General features: G+C 38.0%; 24 protein-coding genes. 7 read left to right on the top strand and 17 right to left on the bottom strand.

The genetic code is table 11. The annotated features are described in order from the left end of the window. Positions 1-27 precede the first annotated feature (27 nt). The 12 genes from J580_RS14245 to J580_RS14190 all read right to left on the bottom strand — a co-directional run bounded on the left by J580_RS14245 (position 28) and on the right by J580_RS14190 (position 12,384). Positions 28-1,455: a M48 family metalloprotease gene (locus tag J580_RS14245; protein WP_075383632.1), complete on the bottom strand. Its 1,428-nt coding sequence runs from the start codon at positions 1,453-1,455 to the stop codon at positions 28-30. Between the two features lie 143 nt (positions 1,456-1,598). Beyond that, positions 1,599-2,564 (bottom strand): 2-hydroxyacid dehydrogenase, encoded by a 966-nt coding sequence (locus J580_RS14240; RefSeq protein ID WP_032004648.1) that lies wholly within the window; start codon positions 2,562-2,564, stop codon positions 1,599-1,601. A gap of 11 nt (positions 2,565-2,575) precedes the next feature. After that, on the bottom strand, positions 2,576-3,223 hold the full coding sequence (locus tag J580_RS14235; RefSeq protein WP_032004646.1) for a hypothetical protein: 648 nt from the start codon (positions 3,221-3,223) through the stop codon (positions 2,576-2,578). A 100-nt stretch (positions 3,224-3,323) separates the two neighbouring features. Further along, positions 3,324-5,213, bottom strand: a complete 1,890-nt coding sequence (locus J580_RS14230) for a M48 family metalloprotease (protein WP_005068334.1) — start codon at positions 5,211-5,213, stop codon at positions 3,324-3,326. A gap of 78 nt (positions 5,214-5,291) precedes the next feature. Further along, positions 5,292-6,833 (bottom strand): amidophosphoribosyltransferase, encoded by a 1,542-nt coding sequence (gene purF, locus J580_RS14225; RefSeq protein WP_005068333.1) that lies wholly within the window; start codon positions 6,831-6,833, stop codon positions 5,292-5,294. A 25-nt stretch (positions 6,834-6,858) separates the two neighbouring features. Next, positions 6,859-7,446 (bottom strand): CvpA family protein, encoded by a 588-nt coding sequence (locus J580_RS14220; RefSeq protein WP_032004645.1) that lies wholly within the window; start codon positions 7,444-7,446, stop codon positions 6,859-6,861. 6 nt (positions 7,447-7,452) lie between these two features. Continuing rightward, positions 7,453-8,457 carry a quinone-dependent dihydroorotate dehydrogenase gene (locus tag J580_RS14215; protein ID WP_032004644.1) on the bottom strand — a complete coding sequence of 335 codons (1,005 nt, stop codon included), beginning with the start codon at positions 8,455-8,457 and terminating at the stop codon, positions 7,453-7,455. An 89-nt stretch (positions 8,458-8,546) separates the two neighbouring features. Next, positions 8,547-9,026 (bottom strand): type II secretion system protein GspM, encoded by a 480-nt coding sequence (gspM, locus tag J580_RS14210; RefSeq protein WP_005073507.1) that lies wholly within the window; start codon positions 9,024-9,026, stop codon positions 8,547-8,549. Then, the gene (gspL, locus tag J580_RS14205; protein WP_005068325.1) at positions 9,026-10,165 is read right to left on the bottom strand and encodes a type II secretion system protein GspL; all 1,140 of its coding nucleotides are present in this window, start codon (positions 10,163-10,165) and stop codon (positions 9,026-9,028) included. Before gspL ends, gspM begins: the two co-directional genes overlap by 1 nt. Before the next feature lie 23 nt (positions 10,166-10,188). Next, a complete protein-coding gene (locus J580_RS14200) occupies positions 10,189-10,644 on the bottom strand; it encodes a SixA phosphatase family protein (RefSeq protein ID WP_002115304.1) in 456 nt (151 codons plus the stop codon). A 56-nt stretch (positions 10,645-10,700) separates the two neighbouring features. Next, the gene (locus J580_RS14195; RefSeq protein WP_002115297.1) at positions 10,701-11,774 is read right to left on the bottom strand and encodes an NAD(P)H-dependent glycerol-3-phosphate dehydrogenase; all 1,074 of its coding nucleotides are present in this window, start codon (positions 11,772-11,774) and stop codon (positions 10,701-10,703) included. A 34-nt stretch (positions 11,775-11,808) separates the two neighbouring features. Then, positions 11,809-12,384, bottom strand: a complete 576-nt coding sequence (locus J580_RS14190) for a nitroreductase (protein WP_005073504.1) — start codon at positions 12,382-12,384, stop codon at positions 11,809-11,811. A 204-nt stretch (positions 12,385-12,588) separates the two neighbouring features. Between J580_RS14190 and J580_RS14185 the strand changes: the two genes are divergently transcribed. Next, positions 12,589-12,969, top strand: a complete 381-nt coding sequence (locus tag J580_RS14185; protein ID WP_005073503.1) for a hypothetical protein — start codon at positions 12,589-12,591, stop codon at positions 12,967-12,969. 38 nt (positions 12,970-13,007) lie between these two features. Here the strand turns inward: J580_RS14185 and rhlB are convergent, their stop codons facing one another. Together rhlB and J580_RS14175 are read right to left on the bottom strand one after the other, a co-directional pair. Continuing rightward, positions 13,008-14,159 (bottom strand): ATP-dependent RNA helicase RhlB, encoded by a 1,152-nt coding sequence (gene rhlB / locus J580_RS14180; RefSeq protein ID WP_002115257.1) that lies wholly within the window; start codon positions 14,157-14,159, stop codon positions 13,008-13,010. A gap of 109 nt (positions 14,160-14,268) precedes the next feature. Further along, the gene (locus tag J580_RS14175; protein ID WP_000126912.1) at positions 14,269-14,481 is read right to left on the bottom strand and encodes a cold-shock protein; all 213 of its coding nucleotides are present in this window, start codon (positions 14,479-14,481) and stop codon (positions 14,269-14,271) included. A gap of 372 nt (positions 14,482-14,853) precedes the next feature. On the opposite strand from J580_RS14175, the gene J580_RS0104295 reads away from it, so the two are divergent. From J580_RS0104295 to J580_RS14155, 5 genes are all read left to right on the top strand, one after another. After that, the gene (locus J580_RS0104295) at positions 14,854-15,099 is read left to right on the top strand and encodes a sulfurtransferase TusA family protein (RefSeq protein WP_005068314.1); all 246 of its coding nucleotides are present in this window, start codon (positions 14,854-14,856) and stop codon (positions 15,097-15,099) included. Positions 15,100-15,232: 133 nt separating this feature from the next. Then, positions 15,233-16,099: an RNA polymerase sigma factor RpoH gene (gene rpoH / locus J580_RS14170; RefSeq protein ID WP_002115267.1), complete on the top strand. Its 867-nt coding sequence runs from the start codon at positions 15,233-15,235 to the stop codon at positions 16,097-16,099. 111 nt (positions 16,100-16,210) lie between these two features. Next, entirely contained in the window at positions 16,211-16,576 is a 366-nt protein-coding gene (locus J580_RS14165) for a DUF423 domain-containing protein (protein WP_032004642.1), read from the top strand. Between the two features lie 13 nt (positions 16,577-16,589). Then, entirely contained in the window at positions 16,590-16,787 is a 198-nt protein-coding gene (gene thiS, locus J580_RS14160) for a sulfur carrier protein ThiS (RefSeq protein ID WP_002115323.1), read from the top strand. A gap of 13 nt (positions 16,788-16,800) precedes the next feature. Then, positions 16,801-17,586 (top strand): thiazole synthase, encoded by a 786-nt coding sequence (locus J580_RS14155; RefSeq protein WP_001154366.1) that lies wholly within the window; start codon positions 16,801-16,803, stop codon positions 17,584-17,586. 100 nt (positions 17,587-17,686) lie between these two features. Here J580_RS14155 and J580_RS14150 read toward each other — a convergent pair whose 3' ends face one another. Further along, on the bottom strand, positions 17,687-18,310 hold the full coding sequence (locus J580_RS14150) for a metal-dependent hydrolase (RefSeq protein WP_032004641.1): 624 nt from the start codon (positions 18,308-18,310) through the stop codon (positions 17,687-17,689). Positions 18,311-18,393: 83 nt separating this feature from the next. Next, positions 18,394-19,167, bottom strand: coding sequence for a peroxide stress protein YaaA (yaaA, locus tag J580_RS14145; RefSeq protein ID WP_002115321.1), 774 nt, complete (start codon positions 19,165-19,167; stop codon positions 18,394-18,396). 125 nt (positions 19,168-19,292) lie between these two features. Here yaaA and J580_RS14140 point away from each other — a divergent pair, with 125 nt between their 5' ends. Next, the gene (locus J580_RS14140; RefSeq protein ID WP_032004640.1) at positions 19,293-19,925 is read left to right on the top strand and encodes an alpha/beta hydrolase; all 633 of its coding nucleotides are present in this window, start codon (positions 19,293-19,295) and stop codon (positions 19,923-19,925) included. A gap of 57 nt (positions 19,926-19,982) precedes the next feature. Here the strand turns inward: J580_RS14140 and rtcR are convergent, their stop codons facing one another. Continuing rightward, complete coding sequence (rtcR, locus tag J580_RS14135) at positions 19,983-21,584, bottom strand: RNA repair transcriptional activator RtcR (RefSeq protein WP_032004637.1); 1,602 nt, start codon at positions 21,582-21,584, stop codon at positions 19,983-19,985. Between the last annotated feature and the right edge of the window lie 66 nt (positions 21,585-21,650).

Below are 21,650 nucleotides of genomic sequence, written 5' to 3'. Positions count from 1 at the left end.
ATCTGCAAATTAAGTAAGATATAACTCTTAAATCTTCATTCTTCGCTCATCTTGCATTTGTTTCAAACGACTGTCTATTCTTGCCGACATTGCTTGATTATCTTTTGCCAATCGCTGAGCATGCAACATTGATTTAATTGCATTTTCCTCACTACCTGACCAATATTCTGCTTCAGCCCGATAGCGTAAAACATTGACTGCTCTCAACGGTCCTGTCTTGTCCAAATTAGCAGCCTGCTGCAGAAATTGCCAACCTTGGATATCTCTTGGGTTTTTATTGATAAATCGTTGAACAAGAGTTTGAACCTGTGAAAATTTTCCTTGGCGCAGCAACACTTCAGCCAACTTATAACTAAAAGCTTTATTTTCAGGCATCGTCATTTGTGTAGAAGCAATTGTTGTATAAGCTTGATCTAGCTTGTTTTGGCCAAGATAAATATCTGTCTGCAATAATGTGACAAGAGGCTTCCCACTAGATTTCGCTTGATCTAAAGTAGACTGCGCTTGCACATAATCACCTTGTCTTGTGTAAAATGCTGCTAAAGCAATCAGACCAGCAATATTTTTTTGGGACGCCAAACTTTGTAGTTGGTTTTCAGTTGCCTGATTGGCAATCACCATGGTGTACCATTTTAAAATCTCAAAATCTGCATCATATATACGATTTTTAACTCGAGGCATCTGGTTTGCACGCAGCCGCGCTTCACTCATACGCTCAGTCGTCAATGGATGAGTCAACCAGAAATCCGGTAAAAAACTTACTCGACTTGTAGCTCTATGCATTGTTTCAAAGTAATCAGCCATACTTTGAGGGTTATAACCCGCCGCATACATATATTGCATACCAATACGGTCTGCTTCACGCTCTTGATTTCGACTATATGTTAATTGCTTATCCATGAGTGCAGCTTGGGTTCCAAGCATCACTGCTGCACCCGCATCGCCACCACCCTGCGCAGCTATAGCCACCCCCGCTAAAAGTCCTGCTAGACTTAGCAAGGTTTGACCTTTAAAGGCTTCTTCAGAACGACTAAAATGTCTTTGCGATACATGCGCAATTTCATGCGCCATAACCCCAGCAATTTCATCAATATTTCGTGCTGAGGCAATAAGCCCTGTATTAAGCGCAAATAAGCCACCTGGGACAGCAAAAGCATTAATTTGTGGATCTTTAATCACGACTAGACCAATCGGCTGCCCAAGCTGAGTTTCACTTAAAATACTCGAAAATACCTGAAAAAATTGATCTTCTAGCCAGACATCCTGAATAACGGGCATTTGTTTGTGAACTTCACGAAAAACTTTTTCGCCAATGAACTTTTCTTTTTGTTGATCAAGTAAACCTATCCCACTTCCAATATTTGGAATTTCTACCTGATTTGCAGAAGGCTGAGGGTCGAAAGGCTGCGCGTACGAAGCATTTGTTATAAAAGCCGTACTTAAAATAATTGGCAAAAATCTCAAAAGTTTTTCTCTAGTAAAATTAAACCATCAAAAAAAGTCTACTGATATAAAACATAAAAAATTATGTTCAATCAATAGACTTTTAATATATCACTCGAGATCGCTTAGTTTTGCAATGAAGTGTTATTAATCATTTATGCAAAGTTTGGGTTTACCAAATATCTAGGAGTTTTATCCTCTAAAGCTTCAACCAGATTTTTATAAGCAAGATTTGCCATTTTTTTACGGGTCTCTGCAGTCGCAGATCCTACGTGAGGCAAAGTAACAACATTTGGCAGTTTAAAAAGCTCTGAATCTTGTAAAGGTTCTTTTTCATATACATCTAAACCAGCCCCGAAGATTTCACTACTTTGTAAGGCCTCAATTAAAGCTTGCTCGTCAACCACTGAACCACGCGCAATATTTATAAAAATAGCGTGCTTTTGCATAAGCTCAAATTGAGCTTTACCCATCAAGGCTTTCGATTCATTATTTAAATCAACTGCGGTTACTACAAAATCAGACTGTTGCAATAACTCATCTAAACCAAGATATTGTGCTTTTAAAGGCTCTGCCAATTCAGGCTTTTCACGACGGTTATGGTAAACAATATTCATGTTAAATCCATAAAAACCACGTCGTGCAATTGCAGCACCAATATTACCAAGTCCAATAATTCCTAGCGTCTTTCCAAAAACATCTAAACCAAACTGCTGAGGCCCAACAGTTCTTTTCCATTCACCTTGTTTAGTCCAATGATCAAGAAAAGGAACTTTTCTAGCAGCGCTAAGTAATAATGTAAAAGCAAGATCAGCCGTTGTTTCAGTTAAAACATGAGGTGTATTTGATAACCAGATTTTTCTTTGGTTTAGATAAGCTACATCATAATTATCATAACCAACTGTTACAGATGAAATAATTTTGAGTTTTTGAGCAGGCGCAAGATTACTTTCATTAAGAAGTCGACCAGCACCAATCATTCCATCAGCATCTACAACTTGTTGGCGTATTTGCTCATTAATATCACCCAGTTTTGGATTAAGAACTACAACATGATAATCCTGTTGTAATCGAGACAAAATTTCTTCATCAATTTGGCTAAAAACTACAACTTTTTTCATGTAAATCCCTACTACTCGTTGTTATCTTGCATTAATTGCCATAACCTTTTTTTAAGGAGTGGTTTCTCCAACATTTCTTTTAAACTCGCCAAATGAATAATATTGGCATGTTGAATATAAGAACATTCCCCAAGACACAAGATTTTCTTGTCTGCTGCGACAGCATCTAAAAAGCCTTGAATATATGAACCTGCACCACGTTGGTCTTGATAGTTAGCTAAAGGGAACGGCCATTTTAGTTCAGCATATTGCCCTATTTTTGCTTTTTGAATGTTATTCCAAAGCTGCTTTTCTTCTTCACTTAAATTGGTAACATCTAAAAAAATAACGCATTTTTCAAGTGCAAAAGCCTGCAACTCAAATGAAGCAATCGTAACTACTGGAGCTTGTACTTCAGTACGAGGCGACACAACAGGCGGAACTGCTACTGGAAGTGGTACCGCAATTTCAGATTCAACTTTTGGAACTTCATTAACTTGCGGTTTTGTCGGCTGCTCAAGAACTGGATTGTTCTTAGAAGGTAATATAATTGGCTCACCTTCTGGAGCAGCTTGATCTCGCCAGAGACTTTGAGCATTATTTTTTTGGCACACCTGTGTCTTAGGAATCCACACATCAATTCCTAAAGTTGCCAATATATTTCTTTGCTGCCCAATCATCTGTAAATCAATACCTCTACTCTATCTACATTCTAACGGGCTTCAGTTTTTTTTTCAGTGTTTTATTTCATTCAGATGTTTTTATAATCGCATATGTCTTTTAAATAATCATCACACTATTTCTCTTTTGCATTTGATCCACAATTTCTTCTGTCTCGAAGCCAAAACGCCAATAAAGCAATTCAAGCACATCCAGTTCATCTTGCGTAATAATACGGTCGCTCCACAAACACATTTCTGCAATAGCTAGAATACTTAGACGGTCACGTAATAATAAACCAGCAATATCATTTAAAATTTCAGCTAGATCTAATGGCTCATCTGAAATTTCATCATAGATATACATTTCATCAGGATTGAGCAGCGAACGTAAAATGCGCTCACGTACTTCTAATTGATTTGGGCTATTAATTTGCTGAACATGAAGCAAAGCATCAATCAAACGAACAATTTGAGGTTTCACTTCTTCAAATGCAGTCGGTAAATGTAACGGCATCAAGTTCAACTCATGTTTAACCCGCTCCAGTAAAAGTGCATCTAACAACCCAATTTCACCATCTTCTTGGATAATAAGTGCTAGCTTAGTAAGAAATTGCCGCGCAATACTTGCAGGTATATGCCCAATATTTTTACAAGCATCATGAAATATTTGAATATGAATACGCCCATCCAAATTCAATAATGCATCGATAATGGCATGACTCACAGGTGCATCTTTTGGAATAAACTCGCGATATTGGCGAATCATCAAAATAGCAACCATAACTTCACGTGAACCAGTCGCAGTTTGTAGTGCTCGCTGAATTAATTCAGGACGCTTCTTATTTCGACGTACATCACTACTCAGGGGTTTAATGGCATCATTTAATGCAAAACTAATTGGCGACAGCCTTAACAAAGGTAGAGGCTGTGGAGATGACCACGGAATATAAATTTCTTTCTCAGATTCTTCCAAGAAATGAAATAAACTAAACAACGGACGGTTGCGAAGCTTCTTTAAATTTTCTAATTGTAAATCTTGTAGCAAAGTGGGATTTAACTCATAAATACGTTCACGAATACTGGGGTGAATATTCATCCAGCTTTGTGGGCTCAGTGAGTTAGCAAAACACATATGCGCGATTGACTCAGAATAAGCACTATGAATTTGCGAACCAGAATGGTGAACATAAATACGCAACAAGGTTTGGGTATTCGCATTATTTTTTAATAGTCGCACTGTTTTTTGGTCATTACGAAAGGTACGTCCACTCAAAGTCAAATATTTGATAAAACGAGTAATCAGTACACCGAGGCTTCCAGCCAACCAAATGACTCCACCTACCGCAACAAAAACTGTTTCAAATTTATGTTTATAGCCCGGGCTATAGCGCTTAAAACCTTGCTTAGCTAATTTACTGCCCCACTGACTAAAAGTTGTTAAACCACTATATAAAATCTTTAATTTAGTATTCTCAACAGCCTCACCAGATAAAATCTGATTAAACTCATGGCCCAATAAACCATATAACTCAAGCTTATCCAGATTCTGTAAAGCACCCCATGTGAGAATAATAACGATATCTTTAGGATGAAACCCTGCCGTAAGTGCATTTACACCAACTTCATCAGGTAATACATATACAGTTGGAACTTTAAGTGAAAAATTTTGAGCTAAGTGTTCTGTAATTTTTAATGCCGCGAGTTCTTCGGGAGTGCTCTCCTCTTTCACCAAACGACGTGCTTTAAGTTGTTTTGCTAAAGAGTGCCCACCTTTACGCAGGATATAAAGTTCGGTAACTACCGACCAAACCATAATAAAAAGTAATAGTGCAACGAAGTAAGGACTTAAGGTATGCCACCAAATTGGCTGGCTATAATCAAAAAAATGAACGAGTAAACCTAAAATTAAATTTAAGATAAAAATAGTAAGCAGCACAGCAACCAAACACATAGTGATGGACCATGCCATATTTTTATTTTCGATGAGATAGTGGCTTACTTCTTTCAATGTAAATATTCCCAATTACATTGTTAGGTTTCATCATAAAAGAAAAAAGCGGGAAATACCCGCTTTTTTCGGCTATTTCTATTCTTCTTTGATGCCTGTTAAATCTACAGAAGCAGCATCGACATTAACGTCAATATAACCATCTTTTTTCTTCTTAGCAGAGTCATTACGCTTCTGCTCCAAATTATTTAGATAGTTACCATCAATATCACCTGTTACGTAGATTCCATCAAATACTGAGCAATCGAACTCAGTTAAGTCAGGCACTTTGCTGGTACGTACAGCATTTTTCAAGTCTTCCAATTCTTGGAAAATCAAACGATCAGCACCAATAATTTCTTGGATCTCTTCCACGCTACGTTCTGAAGCAATAAGCTCAGCTTTAGCAGGCATATCAATACCGTAAACGTTTGGATACATTACTTTCGGTGCTGCTGACGCAAAGTATACTTTTTTTGCACCAGAATCACGTGCCATCTGAATAATCTCATTACACGTTGTACCACGTACAATAGAGTCATCCACCAATAGAACGTTCTTACCTTTGAATTCTAACTCAACAGGGTTTAATTTCTGACGTACAGATTTTTTACGTTGCTGTTGACCCGGCATAATAAAGGTACGGCCGATATAACGGTTTTTCATAAAACCTTCACGGAACTTCACACCTAGAATATTTGCAAGTTCTAAAGCTGAAGTACGGCTCGTATCTGGAATTGGAATCACCACATCAATATCATGGTCTTCGCCCCAGTCACGTAAAATTTTATGAGCAAGCTTTTCACCCATTTTTAAACGTGCTTTATAAACCGAGATTCCATCAATAATCGCATCAGGACGAGCAAAATAAACGTACTCAAAAATACATGGGCGGTATTTCGGATTAGCAGCACATTGCTTAGAGAACAACTCGCCATTTGCATTGATGAAAATTGCTTCACCCGGTTCAATATCACGCTCAATTTTGAAACCAAGAGCAGTAATAGCAACCGATTCAGAAGCAATGATGTATTCCATCTCACCTTGTTCAGTTACACGCGAACCGTAAATAAGTGGGCGAATACCATTCGGATCACGGAAACCAACCAAACCATGACCAGTAATCATTGCTACTACCCCATACGCACCTTGGCAACGCTCATGCACACGAGAAACCGTGTGAAAAATATCGTCAGGAGTAGGATTTAAAGTGCCTTTTTTCTGTAATTCATGCGCGAATACGTTTAAAAGAACTTCTGAGTCAGAATCTGTATTCATATGACGTAAATCTGTTTTAAACAGGTCATCATGAATTTCTTCTGCATTGGTCAAGTTACCATTATGTGCAAGCGTAATACCGTAAGGTGAGTTTACATAAAATGGTTGTGCTTCAGCACTGCTCGCAGAACCAGCAGTTGGGTAACGTACATGGCCAATACCATAATTACCAAGTAATGCTCTCATATGACGAGTATGAAAGACATCACGCACCATACCGTTATCCTTACGAAGGAAAAGACGGCCTTCATGGCAGGTTACTATTCCAGCTGCATCTTGCCCACGATGTTGCAACATCGTTAAAGCATCAAACAACATTTGGTTCACTGGCGATTTACCGGCTATACCAACAACTCCACACATAGCAACCTCGCAGACAAGCTAGGAATTAATAAAAAGGATTCTTTGTCGAATGGTCGGATCGGTTTTCTAAATCTTCCGATTCGTCCATTGGTTTTGAAGGAGTGCCTGATACACTACCTCCAGATGTTATTTGATGAAATGCCTCACTTGCAGCATCTTTAGACAACTCGGTAGCTAAAGGCGCATAAGGCAATAAAAACTGTATAAATTTGGACTGTTTCCAGTGCGGTGAACTTTCAACCCAAGGTCCTACACCCTGCATTGTAATTAGTACAACCAACAAGCCCTTTAAAGAACCAAAAGCACCACCTGCTAAACGATTTAATGGCCCCAATTTCAGACTTTTCAAGAGGCCATTTAAAAATGCAGAGACGATCCATGTTAAAACAATGATCAAAAGCGCTATAAATGCAAAAGCTGCAATTTTTTGAACAACTGGATCATGACTTAAACCCGACATAGACGGAGCAAGAAGGACAGCATATTTTGCACCCATAATTAATGCAATGACCCATCCTACCAAGTTCGCAAAGGCTTTAATAAATCCTTGTCGCAAACCGTTTAGCCCCCCAATGAGCAAAAGTATCAGAATAATGATATCAATTGTGTTCATATTCACTTAAGACATAGCTGCAACACATTGTTTCACTAAAATAGGACCTGTATAAATTAGCCCACTATAGATCTGTACTAATGTTGCTCCAGCTTGCTGTTTGACTGCTGCTTGTTCACCCGACAAAATTCCACCCACGCCAATTAACGGGATTTGTCCTTTTAATGTTTGGGAGAACAAACGTAAGCATTCTGTACTTTTTTCAAAAACAGGCGCGCCTGATAAACCTCCCGACTCATTACCATAAGGAAGATTTTCTACACCTTCTCTTGATAAGGTCGTATTAGTAACGATCAAGCCATCAATTTTAAACTGTACTAACTGCGCTGCAATAAATTCAACATCTTCCGCTGTTAAATCAGGTGCAACTTTCAGTACCAAAGGAACATAGTGATTATTTTGTTCAGCTAGCTCAAGTTGTCTTTCTTTTAAGGTTTGCAATAGTTCAGTTAATGCATCACCACTTTGTAAACTTCTTAAGTTCTTAGTATTTGGAGATGAAATATTAACGGTAATATAAGAAGCGTAGTTATACACTTTCTCAAGGCAAATCAGGTAATCATCAACAGCTTTTTCTACAGGTGTATCAGCATTCTTACCAATATTAATGCCTAAAATTCCTTTAAACTTTGAAGCTTTGACATTTTCAATCAGCTTATCAACACCATCATTATTGAACCCCATACGGTTAATAATGGCTTGAGCTTCGGGAATACGGAATAAGCGTGGTTGCGGATTACCCGATTGAGGACGAGGTGTAATGGTTCCAATTTCAATAAAACCAAACCCTAACCCAGCTAAAGCATCAATGTGTGCACCATTTTTATCAAGACCGGCTGCCAAACCTACTGGATTTGGAAATTCAATTCCCATACAAGTCGTCGGTTTCGCTTCTACGCTCTGACGGAGTAAGCCGAACTTATGTGCTTTATCAAGCATAGATAATGTTAATTCATGGGCACGCTCTGGTGCTAAACTAAACAACATCGGGCGAGCAAGTGAATATAACATACCAATCACAATCTACTGATTTTAGGTAGGCATATTATAGGCACAGGGAGCACAAAACACCATGCTTAAGACCAGCATATTTTAATATGTTATTGAACCGTCGCTGTTAATTTAATCTGACCTTCACTTGAAACCATTTCCATTTTTTCAATACTTAAGCCCATTTGTGCCAGTTGGGTTAAAAAGTTAGCTAAAATTGCGTAATTCTGATGAGTAACAATAATTTGTAACTGCTCGCCATTTTGCTGAGAAGTAACCGTTAAACCTTGCTGTTGAGCTACACGTTGTATTTTTTCTGCCTGCCCCAGCTCAAGCTCACTCGCAGGTTTCATAGTGACTGCATTACTTTGCATCCACACCATCAAATCTTTTAAATCATTTAAGCGCTGTTGCTGCTGTTCTGCTAAGGAATGCATTTTCCAAAGTGAAGCCCCAATAATAGCCACTACAACAAAAATTGTAGTAAAGACTACCATGATACGTTCACGGACAGTCAAACGGTCTAAATATTGATTAACTTGTTCGATCCACTGATCAAAGCGGTTTTGCAATTGAGCTAACATTTTCATTATTGTATTTTCACCACCCCAATAGCCCCACCACCATCGGCTTGAACATTACCTAACTCCGCCTTAAATCCTTGCTGATTAAGCTGCTGTGTTAAAGCTTGCAAATCATCTGCCGATTTTGCTTTCAAGGCCATGGTTAGTGTAGAAGCATCATAATTTAATTGCTGAGCTAAAATTTGTCTTTGCATCAAAATAGGTCCAACACGACTCAATAAAGAAAGTGCTTGTGTATCGCCTTGTTTACTCATTCTTAAATGACTTTCAAATTGGCTTTTTATATTTTGTTCATTTACGCGACTAGAAGGACCAAACCAATATTTATATTGCTCAATTGTCTGCTCAGCTGTTTGATTGGCTACATTTCTTAATTTTACCCAACGCAACAAATCATAGCTGAACTGAACCACAATGATTGCTAAAACAATAACCGCACATGCTTTCCAGTACCCAGAAACCGTTTGCTCTTGCCCTTTGGCTTTTGGTAAAACATTAAAAGGATGCTGTTTAGGTTTATCTAAGCCCTGAAACTGATAAAAAAATTCTGAACGTTGCTCAACACTAGAAGCTGCTTCTAAGCTTTCTAATTGTTCTGTCGTTAATCCACTATATTGATAGTTTGTTTCAACTGGCTGGAATTCCAAAAACAATCCCAAATCATCTAGTGAGTTACCCACCCATTTACTTTCGCGCGCCAGTAATTTTTGGTCAATATTACACAGGATAACTTGGTGCTCTTGTGGTTCTGGCAAAATCAAAAAGTCTGGCAACAAAGCAACCAGCTTGATTGGCAACAAATTCATCGCATGTTGCCATGTTTCCACAGTAGTTTTTGCAACGCCCAATATTGTTAATTGATCAGCATGAAAATGATGAACTACTTTCATGTGATCAATAGGCAAAGTTACAAACTCTTCAAGCAAATATTTAACACCATCTGCTCCAAGTTGCTTGTAATGAGACTTTGCTATTTGTTGCTGGAATACCTGAGCATGACGACTAGGAAAAAAGACAACAGCCTCTTTTCCTTGGTGCAATTGTAGGTCTTGTATTAATTGATCAAGGCTTTCAGCCTGCAACCAGTTTTCTCCGTTAGACCAATGCCATATTCCATTGGTTTCAGGCATCCATAAATACAGCATAATGGGCTAAATAACCTTTTTAATTATATTGTGGGTATAAAACTATTTTTTTGTGTTGATAAACCAGTTGCAATCACAGCCTGATCATAAATTCGAGCTTCAGCCAACGCAAATGGATTAAAGTTTTCATGGGTCAGCAGTTCAGCAATATGCCCTACTACATTCATATGACACACGACCACAATTGACTCATAAGGAATCTGAGACAACCACTCGACTGCCTCTTTGGCGTTATCATCTGGTTTAATTTTATCGCATAACAACACAGGCACATCTTTAAAATACGCTTGAATATGTGCCAATGTCTCTTGAGCACGTAACAAAGGACTAACTACAAAAATATCAGGCTTAACAATATCTTTTAAAAATGTTGCTGTCTGTTCTGCTTGAGTATGTCCACGAGCAGTAAGAGGACGTTTAGTGTCATTACCATTTATAGGTGGAGCGGCTTCCCCATGGCGAACCAATGTTAGTTGCATAAATTTTCCTTGTTAATAATTCTTGTATTATAACCACAATTTATGACATTTCTTCTTCAGACTTCGTGATGAGGTAAAACAAATTCAACATCACTACGGTGTCCGTTTTTCATAAGAGATAATGCAATATTTAAAGGAGGCGCCCCTTCGAAAATAACTTCATATAAAGCGTTAGTAATAGGCATATAAACATCTAGTTCTTCTGCTTTACCACGCACCTGAACAATTGTATTAATGCCTTCTGCTGTCTGCCCCAACTCTTTACTTGCCTGATCCAGCGTTTTACCCGAACCTAAAGCATAACCAATCTGATAATTACGGCTTAAAGGACTATTACAAGTCGCGAATAAATCACCAACACCTGACAACCCCAAGAATGTAAGCGGATTTGCACCTTGTTTTACTGCAAAACGGCTCATCTCAGCCAAAGCACGCGTTAAAATCATACTCTTGGTGTTTTCACCAATTTTGTAAGCGGCACCAATTCCCATTGCAACCGCATAAATATTTTTAAGCGCACCACCTAACTCCACTCCATGTACATCATCACTACCAAAAACACGGAATAAAGCACTATGCAGAGCATGTTGCACAGCATAACGAACTAATTCGGAGTCACTGGCAATAACGGTGCCGGACGGCATACCCGCCATAATTTCTTTTGCAAGGTTTGGACCTGATAGCACACCATAAGGAACTTCAGGTAATTCTTCACGAATGATATCGCTCATGAAGCTGAAAGTTTTAGCTTCAACACCTTTGGTTAAAGACACAACCGCTTGTGCAGTAATATAAGGAGCGATTTGTTTTAAAACATCACGGAATGAGTGACTTGGAATTGCGACTAAAATAATATCTCGGTCACATACAGCTTGCTCAAGATCAGACACAGCGCGTAATGATGACTCTAAAATAAAATCTGGCAAATAACGTTTATTAATGTGTGTTTTATTAATTTCCTCAGCTGTTTCGGCGTCACGAATCCAGATCATGGTATCGCAACCATTACGTGCAGCTAAATTTGCCATAGCCGTTCCAAAGCTTCCTCCCCCTAGAACGGTAATACGTAAAGCAGTTTTTTTATCAACCGCAACAGGTTCCACCAAATCTGTAAACTTAAATTCAGCCATCTTTTATTATCCTATTTCTTACTTCTACAGACATTTAAGCCTGCCAAACTTTTACGAATTCTTTACTTTCAATATCTGCACGCGGTGCAATTACTTTAGCTGCTGTGCCGACGTAAATAATACCTGAAATTAAATCACGAGGTTGCAGACCTAAATGCTGTTTTAACCAATTTGATTCGACAACTGCACCACTACGCCACATGGTCGAAAAACCTTGAGCTTGTAGAGATAATAAAAGATTTTGTACTGCGGCACCCGTACTTAAGATTTGTTCGAAATGCGGCACTTTCGGATGATCTTGTAGTTGTGTAAGCGCTAAAATGAGTAATGGTGCGCGAAAAGGATGTTGTTTAACACGTTCGAGTTGAGCGGGATCAGTTTCACCTAAATCTGCTAGAGCCTTTGCTAAAACTTCACCAAAAGCACCACGTTGTTCGCCTGAAACAACTACAAAACGCGTTGGCTTAAGTCTATGATGATCTGGAGCAGTCAAAGCTGCTTGGAAAGCTAACTCTAATTGCTCTGTACTTGGAGCTGGCTCAACTAATTGGCCAATAGACTGACGCTGATGAATATTTTGGTGAATTATTTGTATTGCTGATTCCGTCATTAATATTGATCTAACTCAAAAATTCAAAATAGATTAGCATAATCTACCGTTAATCCACCATTGAATCTAGCTTATAAAATTAGCGAACTCTTACTTTGACATTTTTTAATACAAAACATCAAAACTCATACAACGTCTTCAAAATCAACTAGAAAACTTATGTTCAAATAGCTATGTCTTTTAGCGATTAACTTTAGGTGCATTATGAAAAAAATAATTTTAGCAAGCGCAATGAGCGGTGTTGTTTTATTACTTGGTGCTTGCGCAACTACTCCTAAAAATACTTTGGCAGTTCAAAAAGAAAATAATCAGTTTGAAGTTACAGGTATTGGCAAAACCAATTTAATTGCGAAAAATAATGCAATTACTGCAGCTCAAAAAACTTGCTCAAAAAACACTACACCAGTCGTTGTAGATGAAAAAACAACATATAACGGTGTATTAAAAGATGTTGTAAGTGAAAAAACCGGTCAAATGGTTGAAGCAGCAGCAGGGGTTATTGGTACATTAACTGGTAAAAATGCATCTTTAGCAAAAGATGATGACTACCAAACAACGCTTACTTTCTATTGTAAAATTAATTAATCAAAAAAAATCCCAATCAAATGATTGGGATTTTTTTATTAGCAATAACCATCTAATCTGGTCAGTGGTAATTTTTTACCAATTGCTTTTTCAATTTCGGGTAAATAAAAGGCATCATCTTCTGAAAGAAAACTAATACTTACACCTTGTGACCCAGCGCGACCTGTACGACCAATACGGTGTACATAGTCATCAGATTGTTCAGGCAATGTAAAGTTGATGACATGCGACACGCCATCAACATGAATACCACGACCAGCAACATCCGTCGCGATCATAATATTATGTTTACCTTGCTTAAATTGCTCTAACATTTTTAAACGTTTATCTTGAGCAATCTCACCAGAAAGCATACCGACTCTATATCCATCTTTCTTTAAATGATCATAAAGACGGCGGACTTGGTCACGTCGATTAGCAAAAATCATGACCTTATCGATTGGCTCTTCACGCAAGATATCTTGTAGTAAACGATATTTGTCTTGTTTAGCTACAACATAAACACGTTGTTCTACATCGTTATTGGTCTTTTGTTCAGGCTCAATTTCAACAGTTACAGGTTCAAATAACCATTGTCTTGCCAAATTAAGAACATCATAACTAAACGTCGCTGAGAACATGAGTGTTTGACGTTGTTCCTTGCGTGGTGAATAACGAACAATACGTTTTACGGAAGGAATAAAGCCCATGTCTAATAAACGGTCAGCTTCATCAATAACTAAAAATTCAATTTGATCGAGCCAGACTTCTTTTTGTTCTACAAAATCGATTAAACGCCCAGGTGTGGCTACCATGATATCGACAAAATTAGCATCAAGTTGCTTCTTCTGCTTATCGAAGTCAACACCACCCAATAGGGTCACTAAATGTAAATTAGAGAATTTTGTGAGAAATTTCGCATCACTTTCAATTTGCAATGCCAACTCACGAGTAGGCGCCAAGATTAAAGCACGAGGCTCGCCCCGGAAGCGTTGCTCTTGAATCGGATTATTGAGTAAATCATTAATTACACTAATCAGAAAGGCAGCTGTCTTACCTGTTCCTGTTTGTGCTCGCCCAATTGCATCATGCCCGGCTAATGTATATTTTAAAACCTTTTGCTGAATTGGGGTCATTTGAGTAAACCCTAAAGCATCAATCGCCTTTTTAAGTTGCGGATGTAAATTCAAGGTTTCAAAACCAGATGTCATAAATACGCGCTCTAACAAACAATCTCTCGAATGAGAAGATCATTATAAACAAAAACGCCCCAATTCAAAAATTGGAGCGTCCATCATTCATCAAAAAGATGAATTAGTCTTAGTCTAAAGGCTGAACGTTTTCAGCTTGAAAACCTTTTTGACCTTGTACAACGCTAAACTCTACACGTTGACCATCACGTAGAGAACGGTGACCGTCACCTACGATTGCACGGAAGTGAACGAATACATCGTCGCCGCCGTTACGTTGAATAAAACCAAAGCCTTTAGTGTCATTAAACCACTTTACTACGCCTTGTTCACGAGCTGTCATAAGTCAATCCTCAGATGTTGAAAAAAGGACCTTCCGGTGTTGCAAACAGCAGAGCAAACAAGGTTTTAAAATATTTATAATCTTAAAGCTTGTAATCATTCTGTAAAACTATCAACAATTTCCGGTTACATCCATTTGTTATAGGGTTATTAAATCAATTTGATTGTGTGGTAAATCCTAAAACGGTTCGAGCTTAACACGGGTTTATGACAATTAATAGAATTTTTTTCAAATATTTCCCCTATTTTTAGTTCTTTTTTTAAACAGCTTATTACAATATTTTTTATAGAAATTCCTGCATCTTCTTTCATAAAATATGCTGTATTTATTAAAAATTTGTTAGAATATTTTTTTTAGTTGTTTTGATGATGAATGAGCAATACTTCTTCTAATACAGCACCCATTGAAATTAATGCCCTTGGGCAGCCCTGCCCAATGCCATTGTTAATGTTAAAGCGTGAACTTAAAAAAGCGTCAGGCAAACAACAATTTTTATTAAAATCTTCAGATCCTCATAGTGAAATTGATGTAACTCGTTACTGTGGTTTACATCATTTTACGTGTCAAACTACACACATATCAGAAAGAGAATTTCACTATTTAATTGAAACTCAATAATTCTTTGCTAAACTAAAAGATTAGAAATTGCATAAAATTTTACATTTCTCTACCCAATTTTCCTTAATTATGAAGCTGATTCAAATTAAGATGAATTTATTGGTTATCCCATTCGATCCTATAAGGAGAACTCATGAGTGACAGCAGCAATCAATTGATGCCCCTGTCATTGTCTGCGCCCGGTGTAAACCTTGGTGCATATATCAGTACTGTCAATCAGATTCCTATTTTAACGGCTGAGCAAGAAAAAGAACTTGCTGAACGTTATTATTATGACCAAGATCTTGATGCCGCAAAAATGCTGGTAATGTCGCATTTACGTTTTGTCGTTCATATTGCGCGCAGCTATGCAGGTTATGGCCTACCACAAGGCGACCTTATTCAAGAAGGTAATTTAGGCTTAATGAAAGCCGTGAAACGTTTCGACCCAAATATGGGCGTGCGTCTAGTATCTTTTGCCGTCCACTGGATTAAGGCAGAAATTCATGAATATGTTATTCGCAACTGGCGTATCGTCAAAATTGCAACGACAAAAGCTCAGCGTAAATTATTTTTCAATTTACGTAGTTTAAAAAAATCGAGTAAAAAGTTAACGCTCGAAGAAGCTCAATCGATTGCTAATGACTTAAATGTAACTCCAGAACAAGTTCTGGAAATGGAAGGTCGTTTAACTGCTTATGATGCTGCTTTTGAAGCACAAGGCGATGACGACGACGATACTCCACACACAGCACCTGCGTTGTACCTTGAAGATAACCGCTACGATCCTGCCCGTTTAGTCGAGAACGAAGACTGGGAAGAGCAAAGTACTTCAGCCTTGCATGATGCAATGGACCAGTTAGATGACCGTTCGCGTAATATTTTACAACGCCGCTGGTTAGATGATGACAAATCTACTCTTCACGAGTTAGCAGCTGAATATAATGTTTCGGCAGAACGTATTCGTCAGCTTGAAAAAAATGCGATGGAAAAAATCAAAACTGCCATGTCAGCAAGCTAAAATAAATGAAAAAAATAAAAGGGCGAATCGCCCTTTTGTTTTATCTGGCTATGTTTAGCCAACCCAATCTATGTTAACGTTGCCTTTCATTATTCAGTTGCGTTTTTTGTTATGTGGATCGCCATTTCAGCCCTTAATCTTGCTTTTGCAGTCATGTTGGGTGCTTTTGGAGCACATGGTCTTAAAGCTCACGCGGGTCCTGAGCAACTTGCTTGGTGGCAGACTGCAACCGACTACTTTTTTTATCATGCGCTTGGCCTGCTAGCCCTTGGTATTTTAAGTAAGGTTCTTCCTCATTTCCCAATCAAGTTATCTTTCTTGCTTATCCAAATTGGTATTCTATTCTTTTGTGGTTCGCTTTATATCATGGCGCTGGGTTTACCACGAATATTAGGTGCAATTACGCCAATCGGTGGAGCCTTAATGATTGCGGGGTGGCTAGTCTTGGCTTGGAATGCTTTCAAATGCGCAAAATAATCGGAATGTGATCATGCAAATTTATTTAAATGGCGAATTAACGGACACGCCTAGCCAAAACCTGTTGCAACTCATTCAGGAGTTGGCACTTGAAGGAAAACGTTTTGCTGTTGAGCACAATCAGCAAATCGTTTCTAAAAGCAAATTAGAGCAAATTTCTATTGCTCAACATGACCGTATCGAAATTATTCACGCTGTTGGCGGCGGCTAAGTCGGAGTTATCCATGCAAGACACCCCTCTCATTATTGGTTCACGTTCTTTTCAATCTCGTTTATTGGTCGGAACTGGCAAATATAAAGACTTAAATGAAACGGATTTAGCTATTCAAGCCAGTGGTGCAGAAATCGTAACCGTCGCAATCCGCCGTGTGAATATTGGACAAAATCCAGATCAACCGAATTTACTTTCGGTCATCCCACCAGAGAAATATACAATTTTACCAAATACCGCAGGTTGTTTTGATGCTGATAGCGCAGTACGTACCTGCATGTTAGCACGTGAGCTACTGGATGGTCATAACCTAGTAAAACTTGAAGTTTTGGGCGATGAAAAAACCTTATATCCAAATGTAACCGAGACCTTAAAAGCGGCCCGTACTTTGATTGATGATGGTTTTGAGATTATGGTCTATACCTCTGATGATCCGATCATTGCACAAGAACTTGAAAGTATGGGCTGTGTTGCGATTATGCCTTTAGGTAGTTTGATTGGTTCAGGTTTAGGTATTTTAAACCCACACACCATTTCAATTATCAAAGAAAATGCGAAAGTTCCAGTTTTAGTTGATGCAGGTGTTGGCACAGCAAGTGATGCTGCTATTGCGATGGAACTCGGTTGTGATGGTGTATTGATGAATACAGCAATTGCAGCTGCGCAAAACCCTATTTTGATGGCTTCAGCAATGAAAAAAGCTGTTGAAGCAGGACGTGAAGCATTTTTAGCAGGTCGTATGCCACGTAAACGCATGGCAAATGCAAGCTCGCCAGAAACAGGTTATTTCTTTAAATAATTTATTTCCAAGGAATCACTGCTTTTTCCAGTGATTCCTCTCCCGTCATATAACTATTTTACGTTTTAAAAATATATCGCTTTATTCTAATATGCTTAGGCTATTCCAATATTCGTCTTAAATTATCCTTGGCGTTTAACTCAAAATTCTTTTGGAAATATACAGTTTGATAAAGTGGCTCAGACTGATAAAAATGTATTAAAACTTGTTTTCTCTTAATTGAATATACTTCTGGATCAACCCAAGAATACTCCTGCTGAATTTGCTGTTCATACTGAATAAAACGTTCAGGTGTTGCTGCCAAAATAGCTAAATCAATATCCAATAAAAATTGCAAATCTGTTTCATCGGTTAATGCATGCTTTTGAGTCGCAAGAATCCAACGCTTTATTTTCTCTAGAGTATCGGATGATAAATCTTGCACCATCGCTTGTTCAAATAACTCAACACTCTTAAGTTCATTGTCTTTAGCTTCTGGATCATAGACCGCATCATGAAACCAAAGAGCCAATGCAACAGCATACGGATCATTTAATTCGTATTGAACCGCCTCCATTAAACTCAAACATTCATATAAATGTTGGACGGTATGGTAGGCTCGCTGCTTTTCACTATAAGCCGCAATTAGTTCATCATAAATTTTCTGTGGTTCAGAAAAATCATAATGCTGATGCAGCTCAAACCAAACATGCTTTAGTTTTGATAAATAAAGCTGCATCATCAATTAACCACGCTTAAGATTATTGCTCATCACGTTTAAACACCAACTATAAATAAAGCTGCATCATCAATTAACCACGCTTAAGATTATTGCTCATCACGTTTAAACACCAACTCTTTTGCCGATGAGTTATCAGCATCAAAGTAGTAACCCTCGGTATTAAACGCTTTGATGTCTTCAGCTTTATTTAATTGGTTTTCAACAATAAAACGAGCCATTAAACCGCGTGCTTTTTTCGCATAGAAACTAATGACTTTATATTTGCCATTTTTCTGGTCAAGAAAAACAGGCTTCACAATTTCAGCCTTAATTTTCTTTTCATTGACAGACTTGTAATATTCATCTGAAGCTAGATTTACCAGCAATTCAGATTTAATTGCTGCCAAGTCTTCATTAATTTGGTTAGTGATGATATCACCCCAGAATTCATACAAATTATGACCGCGAGTATTTTTTAATTTAGTACCCATCTCTAAACGATAAGGCATCATTAAATCTAAAGGACGCAATAAACCATATAAACCAGAGAGCATACGCAAATGCTGCTGTGCAAAATCAATATCTTTGTCTTTTAAATGATAAGCATCTAAACCGGTGTAAACATCCCCTTTAAATGCATAGATTGCTTGGCGAGCATTTGAGAAATTAAATTCGGGATTCCAATCTCTAAATCGATCTGCATTTAATGTGGCAATTTTCTCACTCACACTCATTAAACTCGCAATTTCCGAAGCAGAAAGTTTGCGACAAACATCAATTAATTGTGCTGAGTTTTCTAACAAGCGAGGCTGAGTAAACTCATCTGTAGGTAACGCTGTTTCATAATCTAAAGTTTTTGCAGGAGAAATTAAAGCAAGCATAGACAACCTGAAAAAATTATTCTTAATACCAACTATAACAGTAGATATTTTTTAATGCTAACTCGTGTTTTCAATGACGACTATCGGTAAAATAGCATCACGTATTGTTATTTAGCGGTTCTTATATGTCTGAGCAAACTTTCATCCAGGGTCCAGTAGGTAAAATTGAACTTTTCGTTGACCGCCCTGAAGGTGAAATCAAAGGCTTTGCGGTTGTTTGTCATCCGCACCCATTGCAAGGTGGAACCCCTCAACATAAAGTCCCTGCCCTTTTAACCCAAATCTTTAATGAATATGGTTGCATTGTTTACCGCCCAAGTTTCCGCGGCCTAGGTGGCAGTGAAGGCATTCATGATGAAGGCCATGGTGAAACTGAAGATATCTTAGCTGTCATTGAACATGTTCGTAAGCTTCATGAAGACCTACCATTTTATGCAGGCGGTTTTAGCTTTGGCTCACATGTTTTAGCAAAATGCTTTGCACAGCTTAATCCTGAATTACGACCTATACAGTTAATTTTATGTGGTTTACCAACAGCTACTGTAGTAGGTTTACGTCACTATAAAACTCCTGAAATTCAAGGTGATATTCTACTCATTCATGGTGAGCAAGATGATATTACTTTACTTTCAGATGCAATTGCATGGGCAAAACCACAGAAGCATCCAATTACGATTTTACCGGGTGCTAACCACTTCTTTACAGGCTATTTAAAGCAGCTTCGCCAAATCATTACACGTTTTATTATCATGAAATAAACGGTAACTTGATGGGCATAACTCGAGAGTATGCCCATCATTTTATAAGCCGTGTCATTATTGAAAATTATTCCAACTTAACCCAAAACGGGCTAAATATTTTTTCACTCGGTCGCTATCGTTCGTTGTATTACGTTGTTGACGAGATACTGAAAAGAGTTGTCTTCCAGCCTCTGCCATGGATTTTGAATTTTCGCAGACTTTGAACACACCTCGTAATTGAATCTGATCAAATTCATCTATTTGTTCTAGCTGTTCAGGACTCAAATAGTTCAAAAGAATATCTTCATCTTTATCATTGTAAGATTCATCCTGAGTAAGCCAAAGTTGCTTTAGGCGTTGAATTTCTTTTTCTACAGCTTCACGACGAATTAACTCACCGTGAGATAAAGTTGCCAAACGAGTTACGCTCGCTGCTAAATCTCTAAAGTTCCCTTGCCACGATGCTTCTGCCGATTTAGCAAACTTTAAATATGTTTCTAAAGCATCACGTTGAAAACGTAATTGTCTTTGATGAATTGCAGCAAAACGCTGTAGCTCAAAATCAATATTGGGTGCAATATCTTCTACACGGTCTTTTAAATTTGGTAAGAAGAACATCCACGTATTCAAACGAGCCCATAAATCTTCACGAAAACGGCCAGCTTGAACCTCATTACGCAAATCACGGTTAGTACCTGCAATCAACTGAAAATCGGCCTGACTTTCCTTATCACTCCCAACAGGAAAAAAGCTTTTATCCTCTAGTGCTTTTAACAGCATTGCTTGTTCATCAAGCCCCAATTCACCGATTTCATCTAAAAATAAAATGCCTTGGTCAGCACTTTTTAATAAACCAGCACGAGATGCAGCTGCTCCTGTAAATGCACCTTTTATGTGACCAAATAAGGTCGACATAGCACTATCACCACGTAAGGTTGCACAGTTAACATCGATAAAACGACCGCTTAATTGAAATTTATCTTTCTTTAATTGAAAAATCTGTTTTGCCAAATGAGACTTACCAACACCTGTTGCACCCATAATTAAAATAGGCGCGCTAGAGCGAGTTGCAACTAACTCAACTTCCTCAATAAGCTGATTAAACGCTTTATTATGAGTAGAAATATTTGCTTTAAGTTGTTGCCAATTTTGCTTTTGCTCATCATCGAAGCGCTGTTTTAAAACATCGTATCGAGACAAGTCCAGATCAATAATTCTATATTCACCTTCTGGGGTCTTTGGTTGATTAGGTGAGCTTTGAATGAGTTGAGCTGGCAAATAATGTGCATCTACCAATAAGTACCAACAAATTTGGGCAACATGTGTTCCCGTTGTGATATGCAATAAATAGTTATTTTTTTCGACATCAAACGGATAGGTTTTTACAAAATCATAGAGTGCACCATAAACTTCAGCAAAATCCCAAGGATCTTTAATACTTACCTTATGTCCAGAAACCTGTGTTTGTGGAGAAATTTCTTTCGCGTCTGCTGCTATAGATTTAACTAAATTATGATGTTGTCGATCATGTAACAGTACCAATTCATCTATAAGCAAATCTTCATGCATTAACAAGCTAATCGTAGGACGCCAACGTTGCCATCGATCTGGCTTTCTTCCCTGATCAAGTGTAGAACCGACAAAGCCAATAACGACTGTTTTCTTTGCATCCGCCATAATTTCTATAAAATTTTATAAGTATCTATAATATACAATACGCATTTGACCAAAAAATTCCAAGAA

The organism is Acinetobacter sp. 1542444 (assembly GCF_000581835.1).
In the GTDB taxonomy this organism is placed as follows: Bacteria; Pseudomonadota; Gammaproteobacteria; order Pseudomonadales; family Moraxellaceae; genus Acinetobacter; species Acinetobacter pittii.
Note: the sequence above shows the minus strand (reverse complement) of the source record. Positions and strands in the feature narration are given on the sequence as shown.